Genomic DNA, 3,148 nt, shown 5'->3' with positions numbered 1-3,148 from the left:
ACCGGCCAAGGACACCGCCGTGACGACCGCGGACGCGCCCGCCGCCGCCCCCGCCGCGTCGCCCTCGGCGTCACCGCGGCGGTCGGCCTCGCCCTCTCCCTCGGCGTCCTCCTCCCCCAAGGCCAAGCCCAAGGCGAAGCCGAAGCCCACGGCGTCCGCGAAGCCCACCCGGCGCGCTGCGGCCCCGCCGCCCCGGACGGCACCGGTCGCGTCGGCCCGCAAGGGAGTGGGCGTGTGGAACTGGAACGGCGGGGCGACCGAGGCGCTGAGCGACTCGGGGGCCGGGTGGTACTACACCTGGGGCACCGACCACTCCTTCGTCAGCTCCGGCTCCGCCGAGTACGTCCCGATGATCTGGGGCAAGGACTCCGTCGACGCGGCGAATCTCGCCCGGGCGCGGGCGGCGGGACCGTACCTCCTCGGCTTCAACGAGCCGGACATGGGCGCCCAGTCGAACATGACGGTCGATCAGGCGCTCGCGCTGTGGCCGAAGTTGCAGGACAACGGCAAGATCCTGGGCAGCCCCGCGGTCGCCTTCGGCGGGGACACCGCCGGCGGGTGGCTGGACCGCTTCATGAGCGGCGCCAAGTCCCGCGGCTACCGCGTCGACTTCATCACGCTGCACTGGTACGGAGGTGACTTCCGTACGGAGGCGGCCGTCGGCCAGCTGCGCTCGTACATCGAGGCGGTCCACGCGCGCTACGGGAAGCCCATCTGGCTGACCGAGTTCGCGCTCACCGACTTCTCGCAGTCGACGCCGCGCTTCCCCACCGAGGACCAGCAGGCGGCGTTCCTCGCCTCGGCGGCCAAGATGCTGGCGGGTCTGCCGTACGTCCAGCGCTGGGCGTGGTTCGGACTGCCCGCGTCCGACACCGGTCCCAGCACCGGCCTGTACCGCAGCGGGCCGGCCGTCACCCCTGCGGGGCGGGCGTTTCGCGACGCCCGGTGACGGCCGGCCCGCTGCTCGGGCGGTGACCTCGCGGGAGCACCCCGCGAGGTCACCGAGCCCTGGGGGGTGTCGTCAGACCGCCGGGTCGAGCCGGTCGTGCAGGAAGTCGAGCGTGCGTGTCCAGGCCAGTTCGGCGGCCTCGGCGTGATACGTCTCGGGGCGGCCGTCGTTGAAGAAGGCGTGGCCCGCCCCGGCGTAGACGTGGAAGGTCGGGACGATGCCGGAGCCTTCCACGATCGCCGCCTCCACCTCACCGAGGGAGGACGGCGGGACGCCCTGGTCCAACTCCCCGTAGTGGCCGAGGATCTCCGCCTTGAGGTGCGAGAAGTCCGGGACGCCGTCGCGGTTGAGGCCGTAGAACGGGACGGCGGCGGAGACCCGTCGGTCCGCGGCGGCGAGGCTGAGGACAAATCCGCCGCCCATGCAGAAACCGACGGCGCCGACCGTGTCGCCCCGCGTCTCCTCCAGGGAGAGCAGGTGGCCGACCGCGCCTTCGAGCAGCTCGACGCCCTTCGCCGTGGGCAGTTCGTTCATCAGGCGCAGCGCCTCGCCGGAGTCGTGGGCCACCGTCCGTCCGTAGAGGTCCGGTGCCAGCGCGACAAAACCCTCGCGCGCGAAGCGGTCGGCGATGTCCTTGATGTGGTCGGTCAGGCCCCACCACTCCTGGATGACGATGATCCCGGGGCCGTGTCCGGCGGGCGGCAGGGCGAGATAGCCGTAGGCCGTGCCGCCGGCGCTCGGGAACTCGACGTTGTGCGGGGCGGGATCTGTGGGCATGGAAGGCTCCAGACGCAGGGGATGACGGTGCTCACGAAGGCCGGTTGCCCGCCTCCGTCAGGAAAGTATGGATGTCGTTCAGTTCGCCTTCGCCGATGGCATGGCCGAGGGCCGGGTAGACCCGTTCCGCCAGGTCGGCGCCGGACTTCTCGCGCAGCCACTCCCCCGTACGGGCCACCAGGTCGGCCGGGATCACGGTGTCGGCGTCGTCGCGCCCCCACAGGACCCGTACGCCGGCCAGCCGGCCGGGCTCGGTGGGCAGTCCGGCGTCCCAGGGCAGGGTGCCGGAGAGCAGCACGGCGGAGGAGAAACGTTCCGGCCGGGCCAGCAGGAGCCCTCCCGCCATCGCCATGCCGCCGGAGAAACCGAGCACGCTCACCGAGGTGTGCCGGGCGGCGACCGTGTCGAGCCAGTCGAGGACCTGTCCCGCGGAGTCGGCGATCGACTCGGCGACGGGCCGTCCGATCCCCCGGTTGGTGAACCACGCGTAGCCACCGCCCTCCGCGATCGGGGCGCGGACGAAGGCGATGGTGATGTCGTCGGGCAGGTAGGGGGCGATCCCGGAGAAGGCCCGCTCGTCGGAGCCCCGGCCGTGCAGCGCCACGAGCAGCGGCGTGCCGTCCCGCTCGCCCTCCGCGCGCGACCAGCGGACGACCAGGGGGGACTGTTCTGCGTACGGCATGGCGGCGGCTCTTCTCCTCCGTGTACGGGGCGGCGCCGGCGCGCACGGGGGATGGGCGGGCTCCGGCCGGACACACGAGGTGGTCCCGCACTGTCCGAAACCCTACGCCTCCTCATTGAAGCTTCAAGCAGTGCCCTCTGCCGCGCGTCTCACCCGTGACGCGCGGATCACCCGTTCGGCGGGCACGCCCCGGCAGCCCCGGACGTTGAACCGGACAGGTGTAAACGACACACGAGGAGAGATGGCGCCATGGCTCTGTGGGACCGCTTCAAGGAATCCGCCGCGACGATGCAGACGCAGCTCACGGCGAAGAAGAACGACCTCAAGAGCGGGGCGTTCCGCGATGCCAGCATGGCGATGTGCGCCCTGGTCGCCGCGGCGGACGGCTCCGTCGACCCGTCCGAGCGCCGGCGGGTCGCGTCGCTGATCGCGAGCAACGAGGTGCTCCAGAACTTCCCGGCGGAGGATCTCCAGCGCCGCTTCGACGCCGCCCTGGACAAGCTCGCGGCGGACTTCGCGTTCGGCAAGGTCGGCATTCTCCAGGAGATCGGCAAGGCGAAGAAGAAGCCCGCCGAGGCGCGTGCGGTCATCCAGATCGGCATCGTCATCGGTGGCGCGGACGGGGACTTCGACAAGGACGAGCAGGCCGTCGTCCGCGAGGCGTGCTTCGCGCTGGACCTGGCGCCGCACGAGTTCGACCTCTGAGCCGGCCGGTGACGGCCTCTGCGGGGCGGCGGGGC

General features: G+C 72.1%; 5 protein-coding genes. 2 read left to right on the top strand and 3 right to left on the bottom strand.

All coding sequences use genetic code 11. The features are described from left to right. The coding region (locus GT042_RS38895) for a hypothetical protein (RefSeq protein WP_237530635.1) at positions 1 to 222 on the bottom strand (222 nt) is incomplete at its 3' end. Between the two features lie 10 nt (positions 223 to 232). On the opposite strand from GT042_RS38895, the gene GT042_RS09540 reads away from it, so the two are divergent. Beyond that, positions 233 to 949, top strand: a complete 717-nt coding sequence (locus GT042_RS09540) for a glycoside hydrolase family protein (protein ID WP_161308274.1) — start codon at positions 233 to 235, stop codon at positions 947 to 949. A gap of 72 nt (positions 950 to 1,021) precedes the next feature. Here the strand turns inward: GT042_RS09540 and GT042_RS09535 are convergent, their stop codons facing one another. Further along, the gene (locus GT042_RS09535) at positions 1,022 to 1,726 is read right to left on the bottom strand and encodes a dienelactone hydrolase family protein (protein ID WP_161308273.1); all 705 of its coding nucleotides are present in this window, start codon (positions 1,724 to 1,726) and stop codon (positions 1,022 to 1,024) included. 31 nt (positions 1,727 to 1,757) lie between these two features. Further along, positions 1,758 to 2,408, bottom strand: coding sequence for a phospholipase (locus GT042_RS09530; RefSeq protein WP_161308272.1), 651 nt, complete (start codon positions 2,406 to 2,408; stop codon positions 1,758 to 1,760). A 249-nt stretch (positions 2,409 to 2,657) separates the two neighbouring features. On the opposite strand from GT042_RS09530, the gene GT042_RS09525 reads away from it, so the two are divergent. Beyond that, a complete protein-coding gene (locus GT042_RS09525) occupies positions 2,658 to 3,113 on the top strand; it encodes a TerB family tellurite resistance protein (protein WP_161308271.1) in 456 nt (151 codons plus the stop codon). The last annotated feature ends 35 nt before the right edge of the window (positions 3,114 to 3,148 follow it).

The organism is Streptomyces sp. SID3212, from assembly GCF_009865405.1.
Classification (GTDB): Bacteria; Actinomycetota; Actinomycetes; order Streptomycetales; family Streptomycetaceae; genus Streptomyces.
The sequence above is the reverse complement of the archived record's forward strand: the minus strand, read 5'-3'. Positions and strand labels throughout refer to the sequence as shown.